General features: G+C 56.2%; 20 protein-coding genes. 11 read left to right on the top strand and 9 right to left on the bottom strand.

Translation table 11 applies throughout. From position 1 onward, the window contains the following. From Hhyl2_RS20515 to Hhyl2_RS20495, 5 genes are all read left to right on the top strand, one after another. Positions 1 to 492, top strand: a complete 492-nt coding sequence (locus Hhyl2_RS20515) for a hypothetical protein (RefSeq protein ID WP_483552659.1) — start codon at positions 1 to 3, stop codon at positions 490 to 492. Next, entirely contained in the window at positions 489 to 1,079 is a 591-nt protein-coding gene (locus Hhyl2_RS20510; RefSeq protein ID WP_483552658.1) for a Mov34/MPN/PAD-1 family protein, read from the top strand. The genes Hhyl2_RS20515 and Hhyl2_RS20510 overlap by 4 nt, the downstream gene beginning before the upstream one ends. Further along, positions 1,076 to 2,485 carry a ThiF family adenylyltransferase gene (locus Hhyl2_RS20505; RefSeq protein ID WP_483552657.1) on the top strand — a complete coding sequence of 470 codons (1,410 nt, stop codon included), beginning with the start codon at positions 1,076 to 1,078 and terminating at the stop codon, positions 2,483 to 2,485. Before Hhyl2_RS20510 ends, Hhyl2_RS20505 begins: the two co-directional genes overlap by 4 nt. Before the next feature lie 88 nt (positions 2,486 to 2,573). Next, positions 2,574 to 2,861 carry a hypothetical protein gene (locus Hhyl2_RS20500; protein WP_483552656.1) on the top strand — a complete coding sequence of 96 codons (288 nt, stop codon included), beginning with the start codon at positions 2,574 to 2,576 and terminating at the stop codon, positions 2,859 to 2,861. Further along, positions 2,858 to 3,577, top strand: coding sequence for a hypothetical protein (locus tag Hhyl2_RS20495; RefSeq protein ID WP_483552655.1), 720 nt, complete (start codon positions 2,858 to 2,860; stop codon positions 3,575 to 3,577). Before Hhyl2_RS20500 ends, Hhyl2_RS20495 begins: the two co-directional genes overlap by 4 nt. Positions 3,578 to 3,748: 171 nt before the next feature. Here Hhyl2_RS20495 and Hhyl2_RS20490 read toward each other — a convergent pair whose 3' ends face one another. Both Hhyl2_RS20490 and Hhyl2_RS20485 read right to left on the bottom strand, forming a co-directional pair. Continuing rightward, entirely contained in the window at positions 3,749 to 4,837 is a 1,089-nt protein-coding gene (locus Hhyl2_RS20490; RefSeq protein WP_483552654.1) for a DUF4268 domain-containing protein, read from the bottom strand. Positions 4,838 to 5,074: 237 nt separating this feature from the next. Further along, a complete protein-coding gene (locus Hhyl2_RS20485; protein ID WP_483552653.1) occupies positions 5,075 to 5,266 on the bottom strand; it encodes a hypothetical protein in 192 nt (63 codons plus the stop codon). 884 nt (positions 5,267 to 6,150) lie between these two features. On the opposite strand from Hhyl2_RS20485, the gene Hhyl2_RS20480 reads away from it, so the two are divergent. Next, the gene (locus tag Hhyl2_RS20480; RefSeq protein ID WP_483552652.1) at positions 6,151 to 6,582 is read left to right on the top strand and encodes a hypothetical protein; all 432 of its coding nucleotides are present in this window, start codon (positions 6,151 to 6,153) and stop codon (positions 6,580 to 6,582) included. Between the two features lie 4 nt (positions 6,583 to 6,586). Here Hhyl2_RS20480 and Hhyl2_RS20475 read toward each other — a convergent pair whose 3' ends face one another. After that, complete coding sequence (locus tag Hhyl2_RS20475; RefSeq protein WP_483552651.1) at positions 6,587 to 7,747, bottom strand: hypothetical protein; 1,161 nt, start codon at positions 7,745 to 7,747, stop codon at positions 6,587 to 6,589. Then, positions 7,740 to 9,500, bottom strand: a complete 1,761-nt coding sequence (locus tag Hhyl2_RS20470; protein ID WP_483552650.1) for a DEAD/DEAH box helicase — start codon at positions 9,498 to 9,500, stop codon at positions 7,740 to 7,742. The genes Hhyl2_RS20475 and Hhyl2_RS20470 overlap by 8 nt, the downstream gene beginning before the upstream one ends. Positions 9,501 to 9,840: 340 nt before the next feature. Between Hhyl2_RS20470 and Hhyl2_RS20465 the strand changes: the two genes are divergently transcribed. The 3 genes from Hhyl2_RS20465 (at position 9,841) to Hhyl2_RS20455 (ending at position 11,849) form a co-directional block, all read left to right on the top strand. After that, positions 9,841 to 10,212, top strand: coding sequence for a hypothetical protein (locus Hhyl2_RS20465; protein ID WP_483552649.1), 372 nt, complete (start codon positions 9,841 to 9,843; stop codon positions 10,210 to 10,212). Between the two features lie 4 nt (positions 10,213 to 10,216). Beyond that, positions 10,217 to 10,879, top strand: a complete 663-nt coding sequence (locus Hhyl2_RS20460; protein ID WP_483552648.1) for a hypothetical protein — start codon at positions 10,217 to 10,219, stop codon at positions 10,877 to 10,879. Between the two features lie 61 nt (positions 10,880 to 10,940). Next, positions 10,941 to 11,849 (top strand): hypothetical protein, encoded by a 909-nt coding sequence (locus Hhyl2_RS20455; RefSeq protein WP_483552647.1) that lies wholly within the window; start codon positions 10,941 to 10,943, stop codon positions 11,847 to 11,849. Positions 11,850 to 11,919: 70 nt separating this feature from the next. Here Hhyl2_RS20455 and Hhyl2_RS20450 read toward each other — a convergent pair whose 3' ends face one another. The 3 genes from Hhyl2_RS20450 to Hhyl2_RS20440 form a co-directional block, all read right to left on the bottom strand. Continuing rightward, positions 11,920 to 14,490, bottom strand: a complete 2,571-nt coding sequence (locus Hhyl2_RS20450; protein WP_483552646.1) for a TrlF family AAA-like ATPase — start codon at positions 14,488 to 14,490, stop codon at positions 11,920 to 11,922. A gap of 140 nt (positions 14,491 to 14,630) precedes the next feature. After that, positions 14,631 to 15,707 (bottom strand): AlbA family DNA-binding domain-containing protein, encoded by a 1,077-nt coding sequence (locus Hhyl2_RS20445; RefSeq protein WP_483552645.1) that lies wholly within the window; start codon positions 15,705 to 15,707, stop codon positions 14,631 to 14,633. A 104-nt stretch (positions 15,708 to 15,811) separates the two neighbouring features. Then, positions 15,812 to 18,466 carry a DUF1156 domain-containing protein gene (locus Hhyl2_RS20440; protein ID WP_483552644.1) on the bottom strand — a complete coding sequence of 885 codons (2,655 nt, stop codon included), beginning with the start codon at positions 18,464 to 18,466 and terminating at the stop codon, positions 15,812 to 15,814. An 84-nt stretch (positions 18,467 to 18,550) separates the two neighbouring features. Here Hhyl2_RS20440 and Hhyl2_RS20435 point away from each other — a divergent pair, with 84 nt between their 5' ends. Continuing rightward, a complete protein-coding gene (locus Hhyl2_RS20435) occupies positions 18,551 to 19,864 on the top strand; it encodes a hypothetical protein (RefSeq protein ID WP_483552643.1) in 1,314 nt (437 codons plus the stop codon). A gap of 70 nt (positions 19,865 to 19,934) precedes the next feature. On the opposite strand, the gene Hhyl2_RS20430 is transcribed toward Hhyl2_RS20435, so the two are convergent. Next, a complete protein-coding gene (locus Hhyl2_RS20430; RefSeq protein WP_483552642.1) occupies positions 19,935 to 20,597 on the bottom strand; it encodes a hypothetical protein in 663 nt (220 codons plus the stop codon). Then, positions 20,598 to 21,527 carry a hypothetical protein gene (locus tag Hhyl2_RS20425; RefSeq protein ID WP_483552641.1) on the bottom strand — a complete coding sequence of 310 codons (930 nt, stop codon included), beginning with the start codon at positions 21,525 to 21,527 and terminating at the stop codon, positions 20,598 to 20,600. A gap of 222 nt (positions 21,528 to 21,749) precedes the next feature. Between Hhyl2_RS20425 and Hhyl2_RS20420 the strand changes: the two genes are divergently transcribed. Beyond that, positions 21,750 to 25,013: a DUF499 domain-containing protein gene (locus tag Hhyl2_RS20420; protein WP_483552640.1), complete on the top strand. Its 3,264-nt coding sequence runs from the start codon at positions 21,750 to 21,752 to the stop codon at positions 25,011 to 25,013. Positions 25,014 to 25,015: the final 2 nt, after the last annotated feature.

Genomic DNA, 25,015 nt, shown 5'->3' with positions numbered 1-25,015 from the left:
GTGCAGGCGGATGTCACCCGGGCTCTGGTCAAACGCCAACTTGAGAACGTGCAAGAACTGGCTCCCACGAATGGTTGGGAAGTGGAAGCAGACCTCGATGCACTCACCGTTGAGGTACGTATGCAGAGCCCCGTGGACGGAGAGGAGTATGTCGTCCGGCTCGATTGTGAGGGTTACGACGAGAAGCCTCCATACGTCGAGATGGTGCATCCTGAGACAGGAGAAGCGGGCCACTATGAGGCGTACTTCAACGACAGAGGCAAGGGCAAGAGCCTCATCGCATTCGGAGACGGAAAAGACGACCCAGTTCTTTGCCACCAGTTCAACCGGCGTATTTACGACGACGATGCCACTCCTCACAGCGACTGGACGATTGGCGACTGGCAATCTGATGCTGGCAACCTGACCACGCTCGGCGACATCCTCTTGGACATCTACCACCGCATTAGCGACCCAGAACGTTATCAGGGACGGTGGGACGGCGAAAAATGAGTCTCATCGCTTCTATCCGCTCGACTGCCCGGCGCATCTTCACGCCCCAGAGCGGCGGTGCTCCAGAAAATGACTGGAAGCCACCGGGGCTTCTCGTCACCGAGGAGGTTTGCAGGGAAACGCGACGTGGCCTTCGTAGCCACTCGCCCCCGCGTGAAGATCACGAAGGCGTCGTCTACTGGGCCGGGAAGTCTCTCCCGGATGAGTCTGCGAGGGCCGCACTGACGGTCGTCGTCCCGGAGGCCACCACGACTCCCGGATCGTACGACATCTCCCCAGTGGCCAACGCGGCGGTGATAGACGCCATCCACGACCATAATCTCGAACTGGTGGCCACCGTCCACAGTCATCCCGGTGAGCGAACGAGTCACTCCGATTTGGACAGCGAGGCTGCCCAGCTCCCACATGAGGGGTACTTCTCCGTCGTTGTTCCAAACTACGCCGTGGACGGCGTCCGCCCCTACACGGACTGTGGTTTCCACGTGTATCACGACGGTGATTTCGTGGAATTAGACGACTCGATGGTTGAGCAGCAGGTCGAGACACTCCCCTCGGCACCATCCTACATCGATATTAAAGAGAGATGACAACACTGCCATCACCGAACGAGTTCTACGCCGCTCGTGACGACCGGACGAACCAAGTCAGTAATTCGACAGACTACCGGGATGCCCAGATCCTCGTCGCAGGCGAGCGCGATGTGTTGTCGACGTACGCCGGCCGAGTCGCCGCCCGGACGACCCTAAATCTCCTCAGTCGGTTCGCCCGGAATGTCGACGTGACCTTTCCCTCTGTCCCGTCCGACGACGAAGTGGCACCCATTGCACCGACGCTGGCCGAGCAGTCCATCCAGCAAATGCGAGACGCCGATCCTCATGGCCGCTTCAGTCGTACACGTTCCCCAGATCCCTCATCATACGACTGCATCGTCACCGTCGGCAACCCAAATCTCGGATCGGGCACAACGTCGACGATCCGGATCGACGGTGGGGGCTGGCTCGCCCGCGTCGTGCGGGATGGCACCGTGGAGCCCGTCGCCAGCAGAGACGAGAACCCCATTGGGCCCGCCGTGGCCGCGTGTCTCGGTGGCGCAGAGGCGTTCAAGACTGCCGTTGGGGCGTCAGAGTCAGCCTTCACCGACGCGGTAACCTACGACGCGTTCCACCACGAGGCGCACGAGGTGTCCGCCGAGCCAACCACTCCGGATCTCCCCCCGTCGATCAACCTCGGCACGTTGCGGATGGTCGGCGTGGGTTCCGTTGGTTCCGCGGCCGCGTACTTCCTCAGGCGACTTCCGATCGAAGGCACCCTCCAGTTGGTCGATTTCGATCCGGTGAAACTGGTGAACCTCAATCGGTCGCCATTGTTCACCGCCAGCCATGCTATCGAGGGAGCCTCGAAAGCAGAAGCTGCTGCCGAGTTCCTCGCCGACCACATAGATGTCCGGCCCTTTGAGGATGACTACGACGCGTTCACCGCGACGGGCCCCGAGGCTGCGGACGTCGTCCTCCCACTGGCGAACGAGCGGAATGTCCGCCGCAGTATCCAGCACAATCGCCCACCCCTGATGGTACACGCCTCCACCGGCCAGTCAGACGTGTTCGTACGGCGGAATATCCCACTGGAAGAGCCGTGTCTCCTATGCCATTTCCCACCCAACAGGGCTGACCCGGATGCGGTCTGTGCCGGGGGGAAGGTTCCTACAGGGGACGAGACGGATGATGACGGGCCGGACGCCGCCTTCCCCTTTGCGTCGTTTTTGGCAGGGTGCTTCGTGACCGCCGAACTCGCCAAGCTCACGTACGACGGCTACCCATTTGTCAAGCCCATTTCTCTCGTCCGAACATTGACTGATTTGGGCGGCGTCGGCGCGGTAACGCAGTATTCCCCCAACAGGGATGAATGCCCTTTCTGTCCGGAGGAGTATCCAGAGGTGCATCGTAACACCGTGGCAGGGACTCAGTTTGCACATCTCGTGGGGGGAGACCCGTGAGAACTCATCGTGTCATTCGGTACGACGGTGCTTGGACTTCTGGATCTAGTGCACGACAGAGGAGAAAAACAGGAGGTGCTGATACGCGATGGGAGTCATAAGTAAACTCATCGGTGCAATTGTCTACACGATCAAGACTCCGTTCACGAACGGTCTGAACGCGTACAAATACGGCGAGCCGATCGCCGCACTCCTCGTGTTCGATTACTTCCTGCTACAAGGACAGGTTACGAAGGCTGCCATCTCTTACGTGTCCATTCGAATCTTCCCTCCCCTGACCGTCAATGACCTCAAAATGGTTGGTGCAATCGTGCTGGGGGCTGCCGTTTTGATGGGTGCGAAGTTTTTCGTCGCGATGGTGGTGCGCGATTTATGACAGAATCAGAACAGACCCGAGTGGTATTGAAGGGTGAGATTCATACTAGCGAGAGCGACCTCGCAGAGGAGCGCGAGCTTCTTGTGGGAGGGGTGGATGCACTCGTACTCGAAGGGCAACGTGAAGACGCGGACTATGGACTCCTCCGGAGCTGGTACGCGACTGCCATGTCGATTGTCGGGCACGTCCTCTTTGATACGCTCTATACTGACCATCGAATTCTGGCGGATTTAGCGGAAGCCCAAGACGCGGAATTGATCGCCACTCGCGAATCGGATGCCGAGCTCGTCGAAAATGCGAACCCAATCGTAGAAGTGGTCGCCGCTATCCTTTTCTATGGTATCTTCGTTAGTAGCGTTTTCTATGGCCTTATCACAGGAGATACGCTCGGTGGCGCCCTGATGCTTCTCGGGGCGGCGATCCTCCCCGTCTTCGTACTTCGGCGGCACGGTATGAACCGATCTACAGACGAACTGAATCGTGACCAGATCATCGCCAACAAGGTCGCCGAAGCTGTTGAGGAGACTGACCGAGTAGTCGCAGTCGTCGGGGGAGACCATTTGGATAGCGTGGCTGAGAGACTCCCCCCCAGAAATTACTCCAGAAAAACGGACGCCCGCCTACGACATCTACTCGTGGGAGCACGCCAAAGAAATTGCAACGCCAGCCTTCACAGCTGTCAGTGTGCTGTTCGTTCTGTATTTGGTGATTCTTGAATTGTTCCGATGGATGCTACTTTTGGCCTGAAATTCGGGATTTCCAAACCTCCCCGCGTGTCTGACCAGCTGGTTTGATTACCTCGTCTCAGAGAGTGATTTCTCACTCACCCACACACCCCTCAGTTCCGATGTATAGAGTACTGGTAGGGGACACCCTTCTCAATGCGCCTATCGCAGTTTTTCGTCCAAGACTGGTGTCAGTTGTTCGTGGAATTCCGCCAGCCGGTCGACAGCCCACTCTTTGAGTTCCTCGTCCTCCAGCGCGTCGTCCAGTCGACCGACCTCGCGTTTGACATAGAGCCGCGTGTACCCGCTGCTTCCGTACTCCTCGGAGTGGATTTCTTCGGGCACGTCCAGCGAGCGGTCTTCGATCGCCGCCAGCATTGTATCGAGTAGCTCCTCGTTCCGCGCAGAGTCGTCGAACTGGAAGTTCATCACGACGTGGAACTCCTTGTCGCCGGGATCTCCCTTGAAATGCCAGACGAACTCGACGTCCGAGTGGCCGGCAGGAATCGTGAGCCAGCTGTCGCTGCTGGCACTCCTGCTCGTGACACCGGGGAGTTCCTCCTTGAAGCGTTCGAGAACCTCGCCGAAGAATCGCCGGTACTTCTTCTGCTTCGGTGACGCCTCCCGCTCTTTGATTTCCTGCGTCTCGTCGGCGCCGATGATCGTCGGCACGAACATTTCGGCGTCGTCCCGCTCGTAATAGTCGAACTCGACGCAATTGATTTTCAGGTCGTGGGTATCCCGCAGCCAGCGCGTCATCCGCCGGACATCGTCGGTGATCGTGTACGCGACCAGCATGAGCTGGGGCGACTCCACTCCCTCGGCGAACTCACGCTCGAAGTCGTCGATGTCGAACTCTGAGTCCTCCTCGTGGTCGAACGCCTCGTAGAGTTCTTCCAGAGACTCGAACGTGGTGAGATCGAAGAACTCGTCCTGATCCAGCCGGGCCAGCGAGGACGCGTAGTCGAACAGCTGGGTGACAGCCGAGCGTGGCGACCGGTCGCGCTTGAACTCGATCGTCGTGAGTGTCCCCCGCTTGTCGCACACGAGCAGGTCGGGCTCCTTCCCGGTCGGTAATTGGACTTTGCTCCCGAGGACGACGTTCTCTCGTGTTGTGAGCGTGCCCATCACCAGCCGCGGGTCGCTGTGAATCACCTCGTGGAGATCGTCTTCAAGATGCTCCTCGCTGTACTCGACCTCCTCGAGGTACTCGATTTCATCATCTTCCCTTCGAAAGCCGATCAGTGACATAGCCGTCAATGTGACCGGTCTCGCAAAGGTTCTTACCCACCCAGGGCAGTTTGACCCGTTTTCATCGGAAACAAAGAGGAAGGGGCGCGGTGTGGTTCCCAAGTTCCCAGAGTTCACGACCTTCGGGGAATCGCTTTTGCTTCGCCCTTTCACTCTGGTTGTTCGACTTCGTGAATTCGACGAGAGTACTAATCAGGGAGATCCTCGATGTCCACGCGGCTTTTCACCACACGCTCCTCACGGGCCAGTAATCCACGTCTCGACCTGCGAGCGTTCGAACGACGCGTCATAAGTCTTGCTCTCGCAGTAGTGCGTTTCCAGCGTTTCGCCACCTATTCTGTCTCTGGCTTCGATAACGCGGTCAGGCGTCCATCGTTTCACGCCGCCAGAGTGCTCGACCGACAGTGGATCGGCAGCAGCGCCCTCCACGTTCAGGCTCTACTCAAGCTTGTCCTCATCTAGTTCCAAGTCCTGAGGAATGAAGTAGACGAGCGCATGGAGGAAAATCGCGTCGCCGAGGCCGCCGAAGAGATTCGCCCCAACATCGAAAATTCACTTGTCCTCGACAACCGCGGCAGGTTCCTTGATTAACGGGGTCTGGTCGGCGAAGAGGTAGCGTCAATTTGGGCCAGTTCGTTCGGCGGCTCGGCTTGGATTTTGACTGCCCCGTCCGTTGCCGACAGCTGACCGGCATAGTCCTCGACTCATGCCCTCACCCGAAGTTGAGGACGCGACCACGACGCTCCAAGACTTCCCGGATTTCGCCATTCTCCTCCAGCTCCTCCGCCTTCATCTCGACGGCGTACCCGGTCTCATTCCCCGGGACGACCGGATCAGTGGTATATCACCCGTCCGCCCGTTCTTCGACGAGTCCCCATCCTCGAACCGGAGCTGGAACCCGTCCAAACCGTTCTCTACATCCGTTTGTCCATTACATGGCCTGAACTCGCGACTCGGGTCTTGAGTGTAAACCCGACGCACCTCGGGGAACGTCAGTTATCATTGTAGTTTAACAGGAGTCACCGAGTAGCGCATACCGATGAGTACCGGCAACGACCAGCTTCGAACGGAACTCGAGCAAAAATTCCAACCGCCGATTGACGTTTTGCTAGATCCGTCTCTACTCGTCGCCAGCCGCACCCTCGACCAGCTGGCTAACTCTAAAGTCTTCGCATCACAGACACAGGCTACACTCGGGGGAACGCCAACCAAGCCACGTCTCGGCGATCTGTACGTGCCAGCAGCATTCCGTGAGACGATCTCGGGACAGCAACAGTCCACCGTCCAAAAAACGGACGTGTGGGACTTCTACCGTGGGCAGGCCGAAGCCGCCTTTCCAGATGACGTGGTTGATCTTCTCGACAAGAACGAGGTCAACGACGTTTTCCTCCAACGAACTATCCGTCGAGCTTCAGTGGGAAAATGCGATCCGCGACTCCGCTCGAAAAGAGCGGCTACTGCGAATCCTCGGTCAGGAAGTCTCGTTCCTCCAGTCCGGTGGGATCGTTCTCTCGCGGACTACCGCAGCGTTGAACGCGTTCCGGGATGCTGGTGTCCCGGTTATCGACATCGGAACGGCAGAACTGGATCCCGAATTACGCGAAACGCTGGCCGACATCGGATACAAGGCTCCCGCTGGCATCTGTAGCTTCGGCGTCTCGACTGCGGGCTCGACAACAGATGCTCTGGTGGGCGACATTCTCGCCGACAATTCGGATTTACTGCTCTATCGGATCGGGAACTAGCCGGTCACTCTCCACAGCAACTTGCTCCAATAGTTCGACTCCCAGTGATTGTGAGCGTATTCTCGGCTGTTAGCGGCTCTCCACACCGTTCGCAATCCGCGTCTTCCATCACACCAACCCCGACCGCATAGCCATAGGTTCGCGAAAGGCCCCTCGAGTTCGACTGGAGCGTAAGTTCGAGATCTCCCCGTTCATACGAGATGGCGGTTGCTGCTACCGCCCGTATCCGAACGGTAAGCGCGTGTCGCTCTCGTATCTCGCGCCGCTTCTCTGGAAATCCAGCCTCGATCTGGGAGGATAGTTCGTCGTGTTCGGAACGTAGGTCATCCAGTTCCGATTGGAGTTCTTTCCGCTTGCGAAGACCCTCGACACGCTCCTGCTGTTCCGACGCCGTCTCGATCGTCTCGTTCACCTCTTCGATTCGATCGGAGAGGTTGTCGATCTCATCGCTCAATTCGTCACGTCGCTGGCGGACGAACTGCCGGTATTCGTCGAGTTCGACACCTGCCGAGCGAGTGGCCCGCTCACGCGTTTCTCGAACAACCGACGACACGTCGCTTTCGACGGCCGTGTGTGCGCTATCGAGGGCATCTCGTAGCCGTGCTCCGTCGATGCGATTCCCTTCATCGAGTTCCCGCTGGTCGTCGTTGACGAGATCCAAATAGGACTCTGCCAGACGCGGACGTTCTTCTTCATCGTTGAGATCGATGGCCACAGCTCGAAGCTCCTCTCGTTGATACTCGCTGACGGTCTCGATACCGACGTTGAAGATCGCACATACGGCCCGCCGGTCGTAGTACGGCGTGAACGTTGCCTCCTCGACATCAGTGGGGCCGTCCGTAATCCACGGTGGGTGGCGAATGTCCATCCCCTCGCTCGTGAGCGATACCGACCCGACGGGAGTTCTGTCGGCGGCTTCGTCCAGTACGCGTTCTACGAATGGACTCTCCGGAGCGATCGCAATGGCTCCCTCTTCGACATCCGCCGGATCCTCGGCGATCTCCAGCACGGTACCGTCCAGCTCTAGGTCGGTGTCCGCATCGTCGGGGAGCACGACCGACCACTGCCGTCCGTTCTTTTCGATTTCCGCTCCAAGAGACGTCAGATAGGCCTCGACGAACCGCTCGACAGCCCGACCGGTCACGGGAATCGCGGCGTCAGTCATCGCTGGCCCCCAAGTCGAAGCCCTCGAAGACGCCGGCGTTGAAGTCCTCGAGTTTGTCCGCGAGGTCACGCTGTTCCTGCAGGTCGATCGCCATCGCGTCGAAGTCGTTCTCCATCTCGACCTCGGAATCCGCCGAGACCAGCCGTTCGAATACCTCGTCCTCGAAGTTGCGTCCCGTCTCCTCCAGCCGGGTCAGGATCTCGCTCAGCTCGCCGACGGACTGCTGGAACAGGTCGATCTTGTGGTAGAGTCGCTCTAGTACGTACTCCTCGATGGTGTCCTCGAGCGCGATGTTGAACACGTAGACCTCCCGGTCTTGACCGATACGATGGATGCGGCCGATGCGCTGCTCGACCTTCATCGGGTTCCACGGGAGGTCGTAGTTGACCATCACGTTGCAGAACTGGAGGTTGCGCCCCTCGTTCATCGCGTCCGTCGAGACGAGAACACCCCCTTCCTCCTCGAACCGTTCGACGATCTCCTCTTTCTCGTCGCTGGTGTGGCCGCCGTGGAAGGGGTGAGTCGTATATCCCTCGTCGGCGAGCGTCTCGATCAGCTTCTGTTGGGTCGCTCGGAACTGGGTGAACACGATCACTCGTCCCTTGTCCACGCGTTCCCGTGCCTCGCTGGTGATTCGCTGGACGCTCTCCAGTTTGGTCGGGGTCTCCACCGCGTCGACGCAATCGAGAATTCGCTCGAGCTGGTCGGCATGGGGAACGATCTTCCCGTCTTCGATGTCGAGTTGTCGCTCGACGGTCTGCTTGAGTGCCTCGGGACTGCTGACGACCTCTTTCTGGAGGGTCATCAGGACGAGCTTCTGGCCCTGATCCTCTCCGTAGGCTGTCCGGACGTAGTCGGTCACGGACTGGTAGAGATCTTTCTCCGCCGGCGAGGGCTCGAACGTACGCGTCGTGACGTTGCGCGGTGTGAAGTCGATGTCCGTCTCCTCGCGGCGGTTGCGGATCATCACCTCGCGCAGCCGGTTCTGGAGTTCGTTGCGGTTGACCAGCGTCTCCTGTGACTTGTTGACGAAGTAGTGGTGGAACGCCTCACGCGTCCCGAACAGACCCGGGCGAAGCAGCGAGATGATGTTGTAGAGATCGGTGACGTCGTTCTGGATGGGCGTCGCGGTGAGGAAGAACGCGTAGTCGTAGGAGAGCTTCTCGAGGAGTTCGTACCGGTCGGTGTCCTCGTTCTTCACGTAGTGGGCTTCGTCCAACACGAGGACGTCCCAATCGCGGGCGAGGACGGTTGAGCGGTGGCGGTCGCTCTTGGCCGTGTCGATGCTGGCGATGACGTGGTCATGGGCGTCGAACCCGGCGAAGTCGTCGTCGTAGTTGCAGGTGAAGTCGAGGCCGAACTTCTCTATCATCTCGGCCTGCCACTGCTGGGCGAGTTGCGCCGGCGTGAGGATCAGCACCGCGTCGTCGGTGCCACGGTAGTGCATCTCCTTGAGGATCATGCCGACCTCGATGGTCTTCCCGAGGCCGACTTCATCGGCGAGGAGGGCCTTGCCGTCCATCTCGAAGAGGGCGCGGTGGGCGGCGTCTACCTGGTGTTCGAGGAGCTTGACGTTCTCCTCGTCGAGGTGGGAGAGCGAGCGGAGTTCGGAGTCTGGCTGACCGGCTTGAAGGCGATTCGCCTGAACGGAAAGGAGATGTTCAACAAGCGACGAGGACTCCCCAGCGCCAGCAAGTACCGAATCCTCGTCCTCGTGGCGGAACTCGACCTCCACGAGATGTTCTTTCGACATCTACTTCCATCATCTCATCGGAGGTGTTTCTGTGTTTTCCCCGCCGAAATCCCTCCACTGCGATGGGTGGAATGACTGGAGTTGTTCTCGTTACTGCCAAATTATTTTGTCAGTGGGTCAGTTGTTTGACTTCATGACTAGAGACAGCACTCCCGTAGACGATCTCGATAGATCGGGCGAGATGGACGGCTTCGAACTGTGAGTCTCTCACAAGCCCACATTGTCGAGAATATCGAAACTCGGTGTCCTGAGTTCGGTAAGCAACGGAAGGTGAGTACGCACGATCAAGCAGCCGGGTACGACTGTCCGAACTGCGGCTACAGAATCTACTGATTCGATTATGGTCGAATATCCACCGGGAGAACCACAGGAAGTGTGCGCCATCTGTGGTGAACCGTTCGAGAGCTATGACATCGACTTTGCGTCGAACTACGCGAATCTCGTCTGCGACGCATGCGACGAACGCGCGGTGACAGAGGAGGCTGCTCGCCCCAAACACGGGAACGAGTATCTCGACCGGGATTCCATTGTCGAGAAGGAAGACGGGACAAGCGCGATACGACTCGACCCCGACGTTGGCGATAATCCCGTCTTCATCGATGGCGAGAAGTGCTGGCGACGATACCGGTTCGGCGGCTGGATTACGCGTCGCGACGACCACGACTGCAACTCGATCGAAGAGTTCCACGAGAAGCACAGGGACGACTTCTGAACCGATGACCTCTGAAAAGACTACCTCGACCAGCATCACCGATCACTCCGGGCTTGCGGAGCAACTCCTTCGTGTCTACGAGAACTTCGCCGACGAGTTCTCTCGCCGCGATGTCCCGGTACATCTCTCTAACGTCGCTAGAGAAGGAAAATACCTGAAGGGAAAGAAGCTCCGACAGCACCCAGAGCGGTTCGTCGAACAGTATCTCATCTGGCCGACGCTGGAACTCCTCGACTACGAGTTCTGGGCACAGCCATATGGCTACCCGAAGTGGGACAAGACGCGTCCGGACTTTGCGATCAAGAACTTTGACTGCGGCCTGGACTGTGCCGTCATCGGCGAGGTGAAGACTCCGAACAAATTCGAATACGGAAAAGAGCAGATGGAGGACTACCTGAAGAGCGACTTGGGGGAAGCCACGGTCGGGATTACTACCGATGGAGTGCGGTGGAATATCGAAGCAAGACCCGAGAAGTCTCCTGAAATCCTGGAAGTCGTCGACGTGAACTTCCACGACGTCGTTCGGAAACTCCCCAGCCGACACGAGGAACGGGAGTCGTACCGCGCTCATTATATCAGGAAAGAGCTGCAGTTAGTCGAGTCATTAGAACGTCACTCCGTTGAAGAACAAGTTGAGAAAGCAATCAACGCTGCTGCTGAAGAGTGATTCCGAGGCCTCGATTCTGTCGGGGAGTAAGCATTAGTAAGTCGGCTGAGAGAGTCATGTCATGAATTCGTCTGATGAGTTGGCTGTGTATTTTCATCGCCTCGCTCCAGGGAAACCATCTGACGACACTCTCTCTGAGTTCTATCAAGATGGATATATTCTCTGCCACTACGAGAACGTAGCAAGCTTCTCTGAGGATGATTACGAGGATGGCGCAGCAGACCTTGAGGATATGGTTGAATTCGCTGAGGAAGGCGGAATTTGCCTTGTTCAACTAGACGCGGATAATGACGATTATGATAGAGGCCGTAAATTAGGCATCGTGCCACCAGGGTCTCGGCCGTTTGTAATCGGGGTTGATGAAACAGGGGTGCGCACTGAGGAATATACTGACCCAGTGGAAGCCAAGAGAGAACTGGAAGATGATCCTGGGATAGAGTACATCTACAAGGGCGTACGATTGCAGGAGGAGGTGCGAGAATTACAAGGAGCGGAGTATCTGCTTAGCGCCTACGAACCTCCATCTACGACGTTCTCCTCGTGGTATGTGGTGGATGATCAGATCCGGTCTCTTGTACACCGTGAGAGCTTGCCCGCTGATGACCCGACCTCTTACTCACCCGACCAAACCGAGAGGCTATGCGAAGAGTACCTCAGAGAAGCGTACGAGTACTATCCTCTCATCCAGCCTGGTGGCTCGTCAGGGTTCAATCAGAGTTTCGATTTGATAGGAGGTATTGGGGATGAGAGAGTTCTGGGCGAAGTAAAGAATATTAAGGGCGTCTCGAACTCTGCCTTGGACGATCTGGAGAGTGAAGCCGACGATCAAACGCAGGCCTTCTATTTCTCACGAAACCCTGTCGACCAATCGCGTGCCGGTGTAGAGATTGTCATGCTGGATGATGTCATCGATACTCTCGAAGAGATTGACCGCACGCGTCAGATGATGGAACAAATGACGACCTGGTAATTCTGCCAAACGAAGGGAGACAGTAGTCTACACTACACCTGCGTACTCCGAGATTGCAGTGTATCCCGCCTCACTCGAGAACACCGTACTTTCTGGTTCGGCGGTTGAATGCTTCTTCTCCACCTTCCAAAATCTGTTGAGCCCTGGCTTGAACATCGGGTACATCAATCGACCCTCGGTCTTGGAAGAACCCTTCACGGCCATTCGACCACATGACCAGGATTTGTTCAGCATCCCCGAGGATGGGGATATTCGCGTTATGTGTGGCCGCGACTATCTGCCTGGACATCTTGACGTTCTTGATGATGTCCACGACGACGTCATAGATGAACTCGTTGTCCAGCATATCCTCCGGTTGATCAACGATTAGCGGTCGATCCCGCTCGAGCATCGCTATCGACAAGAGTGCCGTACATTGCTGTCCGTCCGACATTCTGGAAAGCGGCTTCCACTCGCCCTCGTCCCGAATCTCGATAATCGGACGATCGTGAATCTCCAGTGTCTGTAGCTCGTGGACTCTGGCTCGCAACTCTTCGTGATTAACCAGATTCTCAGCGGCTGTGTCAGTGATATTCACATCATCGATGAGCTGTTCCGTGTCTTTCTCCTCGATGATCTGTGCCAATCTCTCCGGTTCGTACTCTTCAGCAATCGCCTCTTTGTCTTGGGTACGAACGCGGGAGCCCCGCAGTGCCCTGTTGAACCAATCAATGTACTCCTGCCTGTTTGAGTTTGGCTCAAGCTGAACCCGCACGTCATCTGTTAATTCTGAGTCGATCGAATTGATTCCTCGGCGACGTATATCGGTAATACCTCTGCGGATGTCTCGCAGTTCACTCAGAAGCTCCTGGCGTTCCACTTCCAAGTCTTCAATCTCTTCGCGCTTTTCTTCCAAATCAGATTGAACGCCTTCGAGGCGTGATTCCTCCTCTTTCAGATCGAAGTACTCCTGAACGTCAACTCCTGTCTCTTCCTCGATCTCGGATGCTAACTCTTCATATGCCTCCCTTCGTTCGTCGTAGCGTTCTTGCCACTCGTCCTGCTTATCGGCGACCAGTTCCTCTGCATCTTGAATTCGTTCAACTATCTCCTCTTGTAGCTCCTCGACATCACTAACAGCTTCTAAGACCTCTGAGCGAGCTGATTCCACCAGTTCAGCGTTCGGCGATTCTTCGATTTCTTCTTCGGTCGGCGTCTCGTCGAAGATGGTGGTGTCTTCTGCCGAACTAATCGCGTTTTGAACCTGCGAGACATATCGGTCGAATCGTCTCTCTTCCTGCTCCCACTGCTCTTCACCTTCGAGGTGTTCGTCTACACCCTGGTCTTCCATCAGGGCGATATTCTCTTGGACAGCTTCGTAGTCGGTTAGTTCGCTACTTAGCCGCTCTCGTTCTTCTCGTGCGCTTCTGAGATTCTGTGCGTTGTCGCGGAGGTCTCCCTTGATTCGCTCCCGTTCACGCTTTTTGTCTTCAAAGTCGAGATACGAGTCTATGAGTTCCAGTTGATCTCGGTCGTCACGCGCTAGCTCCAAGAGTTCTCGCTGGCTGTGGATCTCGAGGTCGAAAAACTCGTCTCGGAACGTTTCAATGTCCATCTCGACCTCTTCGTCGTCTCCATCACCGTTCTCTCTCAGTATTCGGGGTGGTTCGTCGTACTGGCGAGTAATCGAATATCGCTGGCCATCGACGGTCGTGACGTGAACTTCGATCTCGCCATCTGGCCCGAGAGTCTCCCGGATCAATTCGGTGTAGTCGTTTTTGATTCGTTCCGTCCGGGGTTCTATGTCGAACGCGTACCGAAGATGCTCGATTACCGTTGATTTACCCGTCCCCTTCCCGCCTATCAGACAATTGAGTTTCCGGTTGAATTGCACTTCCCGACCATTGAGGAACTCACCGTTGACACGGATTCCATCCACGCATGGGTGGTCGTGTTCGGGGGCATCAAACTCGATTCGCAAATCAGGATCGGAGAGGGCGGTACGCAATCCAGAAAAGGAGGGTTCAGTCATTTTCAGGTAGGTATAGCCACGCCCGAGCTGATCCGGGTGGTGCGCATCTGAACACTTGACAGCGGGGAATTCGGGATACTCAGCTCGAATATCGGGATCAACTACTTCGATCGCAGCCACTTGCTCAATGTCGAAGATTTCCTCGCGTATTCGACCTGGCCCGGTCTCCTCATGCGCTCCTGCTGCCTCGTCGATATGCGCCAAGATTGGTAGACCTTTATTTTCCAGAACGATTCTACAGATTTCGTTGATTCTTGAGTCGGCCTGTTCCTCTCCAGCGCGTTCGGGATTGATTCCTACGCGGCTCAGTACGTGGTTGACGGCATCATGCTCTTCTGGGGGGAATATCGCCGTCATATGAATCTGGTTCTCTCCCCCCTGTGGGGTCGTAATCTCAACCCCTGGCAATATTTCGATGGGCCTCTCTTCTGCTGCCTCGCGAAGCTCTTCGTATATCCCATCGCAGTCGTGATCGGTGACGGCTACCAACTCAAGCCCTTCTTCGATGAATTCATCAATCAGCTCGCCGGGCGACAAATCCGCTTCGTAATCGTGTGACCCCGGTGTGTGTACGTGCAAATCAGCTTTATAATATCTGGCTCCCTGCGTTCCTCTCTCAATTTCTTCCATATCGCCAGACAATACCTACCTGAGTAATCAATTTAACCTCTCTATAATGTGGTAGCTCGAACTCCCCTCGACGACTTAAAGTCGAAGCAACGAGAACAGAGTCTGGGTAGTGGATTCCAATTTACAACGGATTGTCGACCTCACTCCCAGTGTTTGCTGATATAGTCGACAGCCTCATCGACAGATAGGGGCCGCTTGGATGATCCGCTTCGGACATAGAACGTTTTGTCGTTATCGTCCTCAAAATACACGGGATCAGGACTAGCAGTCACCCAAACGAGACAGACTTCCTTCTCGTCTTGAGTTCTGAATTCCAACTCGACACATGAGGCATCGACCGTGTTTCCGAGTTTACCTGCAATCTCAGTATGCAACTGCACTTCGAAGTCGTCTTTCCCTTTCTTCATAAGGTCATAATCTCGGCTCAGACCCGTCACCTCCTTTTCGCTATCTTCGATACCGATAATCACCACCCCACCCTTCGAATTGGCAAATGAACAGACCTCCTTTGCTACTTCTTCTTTGAGTTCTTTGTCTGCTTCCTGTTTATGAACGTGGTACAGGAATGTTTCCTTGAATTCCACTCGTTCCGACTCGCCCAACTCCAGAAGCTCCATCAGCTCTCTCTCTCGAAGTTCACCAACATTGGCCGTCTCTTCGGCTGTCTCTTTTTCCTCAACCGCCGCTTCATCGCTATCTGAAGAGTTGAACGATGACTGTACGGACTCAATCAGGCCTTTCAATTCTTCCAACTGGTTTTCATCAGTCAATTCCCCATCTCGCATTTCTGGACGAATCGGGACATAAAGATGCCCAACGAAATCACCATCATCGTAGGGATGAAGGTGAAGTGCCCGATCATCGATCTCATGCTGGAGGGTGTCAAACTGGCGTTCTGGCTCATCGTCCACCCGGTCTTTGAAGTCTCCAGACACATCCGGAATCACACCTGTAACTCTCGTACCTGATGGGGTTGACATTGCTTGTGAGAGGTTGTTTATGAGTGGGATGAATGCCTCTGCGTTCTCTGTTCCGAAATTGAGTACCTTGTCGGACTGTGTCTGGAACCCTTCGTATAGGGTATCCTTCCGATTCTTCGCTTCCGCAAGAAGGAACAACTCTGTGTCGGTATGGCCAACTTCAACTCTGGTTGTGATTTCCTCATCTTTCTCTCCGCCTCTATAAATCTTGAACCTGAAATATCGTTCTAGTTTCATCATATCTACTGGTTATCCCGAGACACCGTCGCTTGCTACGTAATCGTTCCCACTTCTTGCGGTGGCTGACATTGACCAATTTCAGTCCGAAGAGAATTAGACGCTCAGTAGTCGCTCAGGCGGGATTCGAGGATGTTCCGGTAGGTGTCGTCGCCAGTTGCGTCAGCCAGCCCTTCGCACAGCTCGCGGAGGTCGTCGGTGATCTCCCACTCGCTGAGATATTCGGAAACTGACTTGCCGTGTTCCCAGCGGTAGCGGAGGAACTGGGCTTTGTCGAGGTTGGTGAGTTCCTCGTCGTTGTCGACGCGTGACTGGATGTAGGCGATGCGTTTCTCGTCGTCCCACGTACCGAGTTTGAAGCCGTCATCCATTCGGTACAAGCGCATGTCTTCCATGCGCTCGGGTGTGGCGTTCGTACCACGACTGAGCTTGTTGAGGTCGTCATAGGACGCGCCCGGCGTCTCCAAAAGATCAAGGAAAACATCAATTTCGCCGATGTCGCTACCGTGTTGGATGACACCGTAGATTTCGTCGACGACTTCCTTCGCAGTCATCGTATCGCCAGCGCGTTCGACCTTGCCGTGATGCTTCGAATACTCGTGGAAACATCGACCCATCTCGACCACGCCGATGTCGCCGCGAGAGAGGTCACGGTTCTCTTCGAGGCGCTGTCGGGTCTTTTGAGCGGTTCGGTAGATGTTGCGGCGGAGGCTGTTCCACGAGATTGCTTCTCTGTTCGTTGCGGGACGCGCGACTATTACAATGTCAAATGTAACTGCTTCTCCTCCGATGAATTTGTTCTCGTCAGCGTTGATTGGGTAGGTAGCCGTTACTTCGAAGTCCTGCTGGCAAAGTGCCTGTAGAAGCTCACCCCATGATTCGACCCCTGCATGATGATACGTGAATACGACGGCACCATCTTGTTTTAGCATCCGGTGGATGTTACTGAAAGCCTCCCCCAGCTCCGATTCGAATTCCTCAGCACCCTTATTCTGGGCTGGGTTCGCTACGATACTTTCGGCACGTGGTGTCTCAGTTGGCTGGAACTGATCGTATTCGTCGGCCAAGAGAATCCGCTGCCAGACGTAGAAGAAATCGGAGATCTCAGAGTAGATGATGTTGTCATAGTAGGGTGGATCAGTAAGGACAACATCGAACTCGTCTTCCATTTCAAGCGTCCGGGCGTCCGAACAGTGAAGCTCGAAGTCCCCCCCGATCGATTGAGTGAACTCCGGAGACTCTACTTTTTTCCCATCCTCGATATATCGCTCCGTCGGAGCTTTTGCATACTCAACGCCGCGCTTTGTCATCTCCCACATCGACTGGAATGTGCCTCTTCCGTATTCTGCACCCCATGGATTCCCCTCTGCTGGTTCATGGGGAACATCAAATGAGTTGGATTTGAAGACATGTTGGATTTTATTATAAGAATAGTCATAACCAGTCATGAGAGTGTTTGTACAGAGGGTATTCGTGAGGTTCAGGAGGAGATACTCTCGTTCTCTCTGATTCTCAATATTCTCGATCCCCTGAAGGATTTTACTTAGTGTGAGCAGCTGGCGGTCGTTGAATAGATCTGACCACTGATCGAACCCGTGGTCGAGAAGATTGTGGCCCCCACCGATTCCCCCCTCGAATGCAGAGCTGTCGGTCATAATCCCTAACGGAATGTCTACGTTAGGGACGTACTCGTGTAACTCTGGAGAGTTCTGCCATTCTTCAGATGCCTCCTCAAATAGCTCCAGATCATCATCCGACGGCGCCTTGTAGTCCTTTACTTCATCCTTGGAGTATCCGCTCTCATCGCAGTGTTCACAGTAGTACTCGATGGCGTAGGGCCGAAGATCGAACCCATCCTGCTCTTGGACAGCATCCGCGATTCCGTATTGCTGGCCACACTCCGGACAAGAATAATCGCCGCTCCCCACGTTCCCTTCTGAAGGATCGAAGGTCTCGCCCGTGGTCGGTGAAACCTGCTCCGACTGCCAGTCGTCCACACGAATAACCGACCCATCGGTGGGATCGAGAACCGTGTATTTATCGTCGTGATCGTACCGACCTTTCCCAACCCGATAATCTCGGAAGAGGGGGACAGAATGGCCACAGGAAACACAATCGACTTCCTTCACCCAGAGGACGTACATTATGTCGGCATCGTGATCCCCGTTTGGACACTTCGTCCGATAGTATTGCAGGACATCCTCGGCGACGTTCTCTCGTAGTGTCTCGTACGCATCCTCTAGATCTTCGACATCGACCTCGCTGGCCTCCATCTGTTTCTTCGTAACGAACCAAGCTACGGGATTCAGGTCATTACCGACGGTTTTTGCTCCAAATCGCGAGGCTTCTCCGATAGATGTTCCTCCCCCCATGAAGGGGTCTAGCACCTTTTTGTCCTTCACACGGACATCCTTAGAATATAGATTCCAGAGGGAACCCGGGTCGGTCAAATCAACCTCATCTATCAACTTTTGGATGCCGATGTCGTCTGTTGTGTAGTCTGCAAGCGAGCCGTTCTCACCGGGTTCATGAACTTCAATTTGCTCTGAGTCGTCAAGCAGCGTGTATAGAGAGATGGCACGAAAAACACACCCCAGGCGCCTAGCCCACCATTTGTGCATCGTGTAGATCGGCCGGTACCACTGCTTCGCTCGCCCTTCCTTCGCCGCAATCTCGTTCACGCGCTCTATGGGAAATCCCTTCTCAATAGGCAGCGTCTTCCGCTCCCCCTCTTTGGATTCACCGATTTCCTGAGACATTGATTGTCTCCTACGTGTTCTCGGGAGGGTTGTATAGCTTTCCGCTCGGATGAAGGCTATTTGTGTGGGTTACAAGAAGCTACTATGGATGCCGATACTGCATACTGTATCGAGGTACTCGTAGATGCAATAGAGGAAAACGATGATGGTGACTGGACGTACTCTGGATCAGAATCGACAAGAAAGCATGACCGTCTCTCACCGATTGTCGTCGAGAACCTCAGCCTTGACCCTGACTCGCTGCGGATTTCGTATGGAGTTCTGGAAAGTGAGCTGAACAAGCTCTTGTTGGAAGTCAAGGGGACGGATAACCCTTCCCAGCAGGTAGAAGAAAGGCTGACAGAGTTTAAAGAGCGACTGTATGGACGGGATTTGACCGAATACGTCATTGCATTCCCACTCAATTTCCATCGTCGCTCGTCTGAATTGCTGCCTGAAGCACCACAGGCCGGTGATGTCGTTTTTGAACGTCTCCCACGCAGCGATTGGGAAGACCGATTTGTCCCCGACTACGATGAAGATCATGACAACTACCGCCGGCAGAGAAAGCTGATGAACTTCGTGGACAGAAGCCCCAACGAGCTGGATAATCCGTTGTTCACATATTGGTTTGCGTCGTACAGGGCAAGAGATGAACAGTACGCCGTTGACCACATAGTCGAGCAGTTAGAAATCCTTCTGGGAATGATGAACTACTCTGCAACATTCAATCGAATACAGACCTACTCACAGAATCCGGGGCCGTGGCCCGACCGGTGGGGAGAACTTCGAGAACCATTCATCTATCTGTTGCATAAAGAGGACGAATTCGTAAGGCACTATTGGAGTGTAGATGCCACTCTTCGGGAGGCGGATAGCCCACATAGCTTGTATGAAGATATGTTCGAATCTCTCTTCGAAGAGATGCCTACTTTTGAGGAGGAACAGTCGCTAGATGGTCGACTACTGAACTCTCTACGTGCGTTTCAAGCAGCAATGACAGAACCTTCGGAACGTGAGTCTTTCTTTGAGTTTTGGAGGGGGATCGAGATCCTCACACTCGTTGAGGAAGGGGAAACGATGTCTGAGGTAGTTAACCGGGCAGCAGCGATGTTGGGATGGACGGACTCGGAACTTGGCCGAATTAGGCGAAATAGGGCCCAGAACAAGCGGAATTCATACGTCCATGAGGGTGCGGGCTTGAGACTGACTGTCGCTGATCGAAACCTCGTCAAGAGCCTCCACGAATCACTCATCAGCCTCTACATAGACAAACGAGACGATTGGGGCTATGAGGAAATGAAATTCGCATTGGAACAGTTCGTAGTTGACGAGGATCAGATTGAGAACTTACGGAAAGACCGAAATCGTGAGTTACGACTAATTGACTGGTTCGAAGAGATGGCTGAAGAGAATTAGCAGAACAACGCAACCACCTCCTTCGGGCAGTGAATATCTCTTCCGAGGGAACAGACGACCTGGTTAGACCTCACGACCGATTTGCGAGCGACACCACGTCTTCGAGCGACGTCTGTTCCAGAATCAGCGTCCGATACCCGTTGTCAACCAGATCGGTCGGGTTCGTCGTCGCCAGTTCGGTCACGTATTCGGTTACTTCTGCGACGTCGTGCGCGTCGAGACAGATGCGGCGGTCGTCCCACGGGATGTCTGAAAGCCCGTCGGCGATGTCGGCATACTCGCTCTCTCGCTCCCAGACGTCTACCTGCTCCATGAACGATTGGCGATTCTCGATCGCTATCTGTTCGATGTCCCGCGCAAGATCGCGGAGTCGCTCGGTCAACTCGTCGAACTGGATGAAGTTCGGCACCTCATCGGTGTAGAACGCGTGCAGCGTCGTCCCGGCTTCGTTATAGCCCGAAATCAGGTCTTGGCGTATTCGGGACGTGTCCATCGAGTCCAGCTGTCCCTCGAACTCCGAATCCTGAAGCCGGCCGATGTGGTCGAAGATTCCGTCTGCGATCTCTTCCGCGAGACTCGGTTCTCGATTCAGGTACTCCGAAACGACGGTCTCGGAGACGAACAGCTCGAAGTCGTGGTCGTCGAGATACTGTCGACAACGGTGGTGGTGGGAGTCGTCACGAAAACAGTACCCGAGCACGACGCCCGTGTCGAGGAACGACGCGTCCGACATCTATTCCTGACTGAGGAGTCGTTCAATTTGCTCGTTGACGGTTTGGGAGTATGCATCGGAGACGCGGTCAATTTCTGTGCTTCGGGAGCGCCTTTGGAGGAGTTCGGAGCGCACGTCTCTGAGAGTCGCCGTGAACTCCTCCCGCTCTTCGGCGGCGTCTTCTTCCCAGTGCATCAGCCGTTCGTCGGAAATGTTCTGGTTATAGACGAACCGAAGTACTTCCTTGCTGAGTAACTGGATAAAATCGTCGAGGAACTCCGCGATTCGGCTGTACTCTGTGGACTGGTCGACCATGAGCCGTACGGTATCGTCCCACCGGAAGTAGAGCGATTTCATCTCGTCGTAGCGCTCTTCGTCACCAGGATACGCCGCCATCATCTCGTCGAGCTGCCGCTTGAGGTACTCCTCGTTCGACTCCCCACCGCTTCCATAGTTCTGCAGCCGCTCTTGCCTGCCAAGATCGATCGTACTCAGGAGCCACCGGAGTTCGCTGTACTGGCGGATGAACTCGTTCTCGGCGTATTCCTCGTACTGATGCTGCTTGATCTCCTCGACATTCTTTCGACCGAACTCGCGTACCGTCCAGTCGACCGCATCGGGGATCACTTCGAGACCAGCCTCCGACACCTCGAACGCCTCGATTGGCAATTCCTTGGGAATGTACTGCTGCCCGTCCCATCCGATGGCCAGCGGCGCGTTGTAGAATCGCCCCGAGAACTCGTGTTCGTTCGCCAACTCTCCATACATGTACCAGTACCGGGAGAGCCCAACTTCGTACTCTTGAGATTTGGCGAGATGGCGGTCGGTGATGCAACAGAGTTTCAGGAACTTGGACCGGGAAATCTGATCGTCGCTCTGCTCCTTCAATCGCTTCAGCAGGAGCCACCCCAAGAACTCTGGCTCGCCGAACTCCGAGTCCTCTTGGGGCATTGCTTCTCTGAATGTCAGACTGATACGTTGTTAACTTTTGCCTCTTACTACCTCCGCTGGAGAACTGCCAGCGGACGTGGTCGATGCCCTCGTTTTATTCCTATCCGAGCAGCGAGACCAGTTTCGGTAAGATTCCTCCTGCTGTCGCACGAAACAGCCGAACGTTCGAAGATTGCTGACCACAGTACTTATGCAAATAACATACGGTGTCTATGACATCAGATGGCCAGCACCGAATCTCTTTCAAGAACGATCGCGGACACGGTTACGATAAGCCGGGAACTCCGCGAGGAAGGCGAGATCGACGGCCAAGTCAAACTCTACAACGTCGACGAGGACGACGAGTTCGAGGCCGACGCGTCGACCTTCTTCGACCGGACGCTGATGACCCAAGGGCTGCGCGAGGGGTTCGTCGACCTCCGGGACACCCTCCGCGGTGACGCCAACTACGGCACCCACATCCTCTACGGGCCGTACGGGAGCGGGAAGTCCCACCAGATGGTGGCGATGTACCACTGTTTCGCCGACCCCGAGGCCGCCGGCGACTTCGGCGACCATCACGTCGACGGGTTCGCCGGCGCCCTGCCAACCGAGGAAAACTCCGAGGCTGTCACCGTCTCGCTCCAGCAGCGCCAGCCGGACTACCTCTGGGAGCCCTTCTTCGACGTCCTCGGCTACGAACCCTCTGACAGCGACCTCAACCCTTACCCCGACATGGAGACGATTCAGGAGGCGGTCGACGGGCGCACGGTCGCCTACCTGATGGACGAACTCGAAGACTGGTTCGAGCCGCTCAGCGGCGACCGCAAGAAGCGCAATCGCGGCTTCCTGCAGGCCCTCCTCGAAACCGCCGACCTCGACGACAGCGACGTCTTCGCCATCGTCACCGTCCTCCGGAAGGGCTCGGAGGTTCACAACATCCTCGACCGCGAGAACGCCTCCGAGGTCAACATGAGCAGCAAGGTCTCCAAGCAGGAGGTCATCCGCCACAGGCTCATCGACGACATCGACGAGGAGGCGGTCAGCGAGATCGTCACAGGATACGTCGACGCGTACGCCGACAACGACCACGTCCCGGACTCAGACATCCCGAGCGATCTCGCACAGAAGATGCGGGACACGTATCCGTTCCATCCCGTCCTCCTGAACGCCCTCGAGACGCGGTACTACGCCGACGAGGGCAACCAGAACACCCGGGGGATGATCTACCTCTTCTCGAAGATTCTGACGACCGCGGCCGACCCTGAAGCAGATCCCGACGACGAGGAAGCGACGCAACTCATCGAAGAGACCGATCTCGTCACACACGGCGACATCGACGCCGTCCTGTTCGACGACGAGCTGACCCGGATCAACATCGACCGACCGGGAGTCTGTGTCGATGACATTCGCAACCGTGTCGACCCCGACAAGATTCCGTACGGCCGCAGAATCCTGAACACGATTCTCCTCTACAGCCTCAAGCCGGACGAGGGAGAGGGTGCTGGGAAGGCCGAGATCGTGATGGGCACGTTCCAGACGGGCGACCTCGTCTCGGACATCGTTCTGAACCTCGAACAGCTCTACGGCGTCGCGTGGTACCTCCACAAGCTCAACGGGAAGTACGCGATCCGCGACCGGCAGAACCCCAACGCGCTCATCCAGAACAAGGCGGACGACGTCGACGAGAAGGTGGCACTCGGGCAGATCGCCGACACCGTGGAGCAAGTGTTCGGGAAGGAGGCCTACCCGGTCGGGTTCACCGACGGTGACCTCAAGCAGGTACCCGACAGCCGTGATGTCAAAGTCGTCGTCAAGGCTGACGAGTGGACACAGGAAGACGTCGAGACCGTCATCAAGAACGCCGACGGGAGCCCCGGCCGCGAGTGGCGGAACACGCTCGTCTTCGTCCAGCCGAGCGGTGACAAGACGATCGAGTCCGGCACGGGCTTCATCGAGAAGGCCCGGTACATCGAAGGAGCCGAACGCGTCCTCGACGACGAATCGCTCGACGACGAGATTCGTGCCTCGGTACGGCGCCAACGCGAAGACGAACAGCGGGAACTCCGTGATCGTGTGGAACTCGCCTATGGCGAGATACTCGACGGTGACAACCTCCTCACCGAGTTCGACTTCGCCGCCGAGATGGATCTCGACGTGTTCGTCTCCGATGGCGAACCGTTGAACGCCGGCGACATCGCCAATAGCGTCGCCGCCGAGGGCCTCGACCTCCAGCAACACGTCTGGGGCATCGTCGAGGATCTGCTCGACCGTCGGGGCGAAGCCAGCATCGAGGACGTCTACGAACAGTTCCTCCGCCAGCCAACGTACCCGATCCCCGGAAGCCCGCGAGACGTTGCAAAAGCGGCCGGAAAGGCCCTCGCGGACAAGCCGGTCATCACGCACGGGTCAAACGGGTTCTCGGAATCGCTCCCCGAAGAGCCATCACAGGACACGATGCTCCTACACGAGGACGATGTCCAACGGTGGACATCGGAAGACGTCGAGCAGGAACTCCGCCAGCGGTTCGGTAGCGGCACCAAGGCGGTCGACATCGGGAACTTCGAACTCGAACTCCTCGAAGACACGGAGATCTGGCTTGAGGGCGACGGCCATGATACGGTGATGACGGCCGCGGGTCGCCTCGCACAGGACGGCCAGTACGTCCTCTACAGTGGCACCGAGATAGTCACGAAGGCCCAGTCCGACGCGACGATCCGCGACATCTCGGAGGCCGAGCGTATCGGTACCCCCGAGGTGCGCGAGCGTATCAGCGAGGCCTTGGAGGGCAGTGGCCGGGCGAACACCCACCGTATCCTCGAAGAGATTCGACGGAACGAGACGGTCTATCTTCCCGGAGGCGAGACCGAACGAGCGTTCCGCGAGGCGGTGACGGACTTCCTCGTGGACGACTACCTCGTCGACGTCAACCGCGAGTACGACGAGTCGCTCGGCGACCGCGACCCGACGGACGTCACCCTCGTCCCCGTCGTGCCGGACGATGTCGGCGAGGGGATTTTGGACTATATCGAGGGCCTCGACGGAGGAGACGAGTTCACGGTGGGAAGCGTGGCCGAACGGTTCGACGGAACAGTCTCGGAGGACGCTGTCCAGACGTTCCTTCTCCAACACCTCGGGCGAGAGGCAGAGCCAGAGTACGTCATCGCCAGCGACGGTTCCGGCGACCCGACCCGCTGGTCACCGGGCTACCAGTTCCGCATCCCGAGTGGCGGCTGGCGATTCGTGTTCAACGGCGACGACGTCGCGGAGCTGCGCCGGAAGTGGCGCCGAGATGAAGACTCCGGTGAGGTCACGTATGGGGAGGTCAGGTTCAAATTGAATAACCGAATGGGCATCCCCGGGCCGTTACAGGGCTCTGCAAAAATCAAGGAGACGATGACGAAACTGACGCTCGAGTCCGGTGAGGACTTCACGAAGGTACGAGACCTGTTCGAGCGAATGCCGGACGAGGCATCGAGCATCTCCGTCGAGATCAACTTCGAGTAACA

This window comes from Haloarcula sp. H-hyl2 (assembly GCF_056934385.1).
The sequence above is the reverse complement of the archived record's forward strand: the minus strand, read 5'-3'. Positions and strand labels throughout refer to the sequence as shown.

Bases quoted from the DNA above. Each gene is read 5' to 3' on its own strand.
- Hhyl2_RS20500 (WP_483552656.1), top strand. From the start codon at position 2,574: ATGGGAGTCATAAGTAAACTCATCGGTGCAATTGTCTACACGATCAAG.
- Hhyl2_RS20440 (WP_483552644.1), bottom strand. From the start codon at position 18,466: ATGTCTCAGGAAATCGGTGAATCCAAAGAGGGGGAGCGGAAGACGCTG.
- Hhyl2_RS20460 (WP_483552648.1), top strand. From the start codon at position 10,217: ATGACCTCTGAAAAGACTACCTCGACCAGCATCACCGATCACTCCGGG.
- Hhyl2_RS20425 (WP_483552641.1), bottom strand. From the start codon at position 21,527: ATGCCCCAAGAGGACTCGGAGTTCGGCGAGCCAGAGTTCTTGGGGTGG.
- Hhyl2_RS20490 (WP_483552654.1), bottom strand. From the start codon at position 4,837: ATGTCACTGATCGGCTTTCGAAGGGAAGATGATGAAATCGAGTACCTC.
- Hhyl2_RS20430 (WP_483552642.1), bottom strand. From the start codon at position 20,597: ATGTCGGACGCGTCGTTCCTCGACACGGGCGTCGTGCTCGGGTACTGT.
- Hhyl2_RS20435 (WP_483552643.1), top strand. From the start codon at position 18,551: ATGGATGCCGATACTGCATACTGTATCGAGGTACTCGTAGATGCAATA.
- Hhyl2_RS20505 (WP_483552657.1), top strand. From the start codon at position 1,076: ATGACAACACTGCCATCACCGAACGAGTTCTACGCCGCTCGTGACGAC.
- Hhyl2_RS20445 (WP_483552645.1), bottom strand. From the start codon at position 15,707: ATGAAACTAGAACGATATTTCAGGTTCAAGATTTATAGAGGCGGAGAG.
- Hhyl2_RS20465 (WP_483552649.1), top strand. From the start codon at position 9,841: ATGGTCGAATATCCACCGGGAGAACCACAGGAAGTGTGCGCCATCTGT.
- Hhyl2_RS20455 (WP_483552647.1), top strand. From the start codon at position 10,941: ATGAATTCGTCTGATGAGTTGGCTGTGTATTTTCATCGCCTCGCTCCA.
- Hhyl2_RS20450 (WP_483552646.1), bottom strand. From the start codon at position 14,490: ATGGAAGAAATTGAGAGAGGAACGCAGGGAGCCAGATATTATAAAGCT.
- Hhyl2_RS20495 (WP_483552655.1), top strand. From the start codon at position 2,858: ATGACAGAATCAGAACAGACCCGAGTGGTATTGAAGGGTGAGATTCAT.
- Hhyl2_RS20420 (WP_483552640.1), top strand. From the start codon at position 21,750: ATGGCCAGCACCGAATCTCTTTCAAGAACGATCGCGGACACGGTTACG.
- Hhyl2_RS20510 (WP_483552658.1), top strand. From the start codon at position 489: ATGAGTCTCATCGCTTCTATCCGCTCGACTGCCCGGCGCATCTTCACG.
- Hhyl2_RS20470 (WP_483552650.1), bottom strand. From the start codon at position 9,500: ATGTCGAAAGAACATCTCGTGGAGGTCGAGTTCCGCCACGAGGACGAG.
- Hhyl2_RS20475 (WP_483552651.1), bottom strand. From the start codon at position 7,747: ATGACTGACGCCGCGATTCCCGTGACCGGTCGGGCTGTCGAGCGGTTC.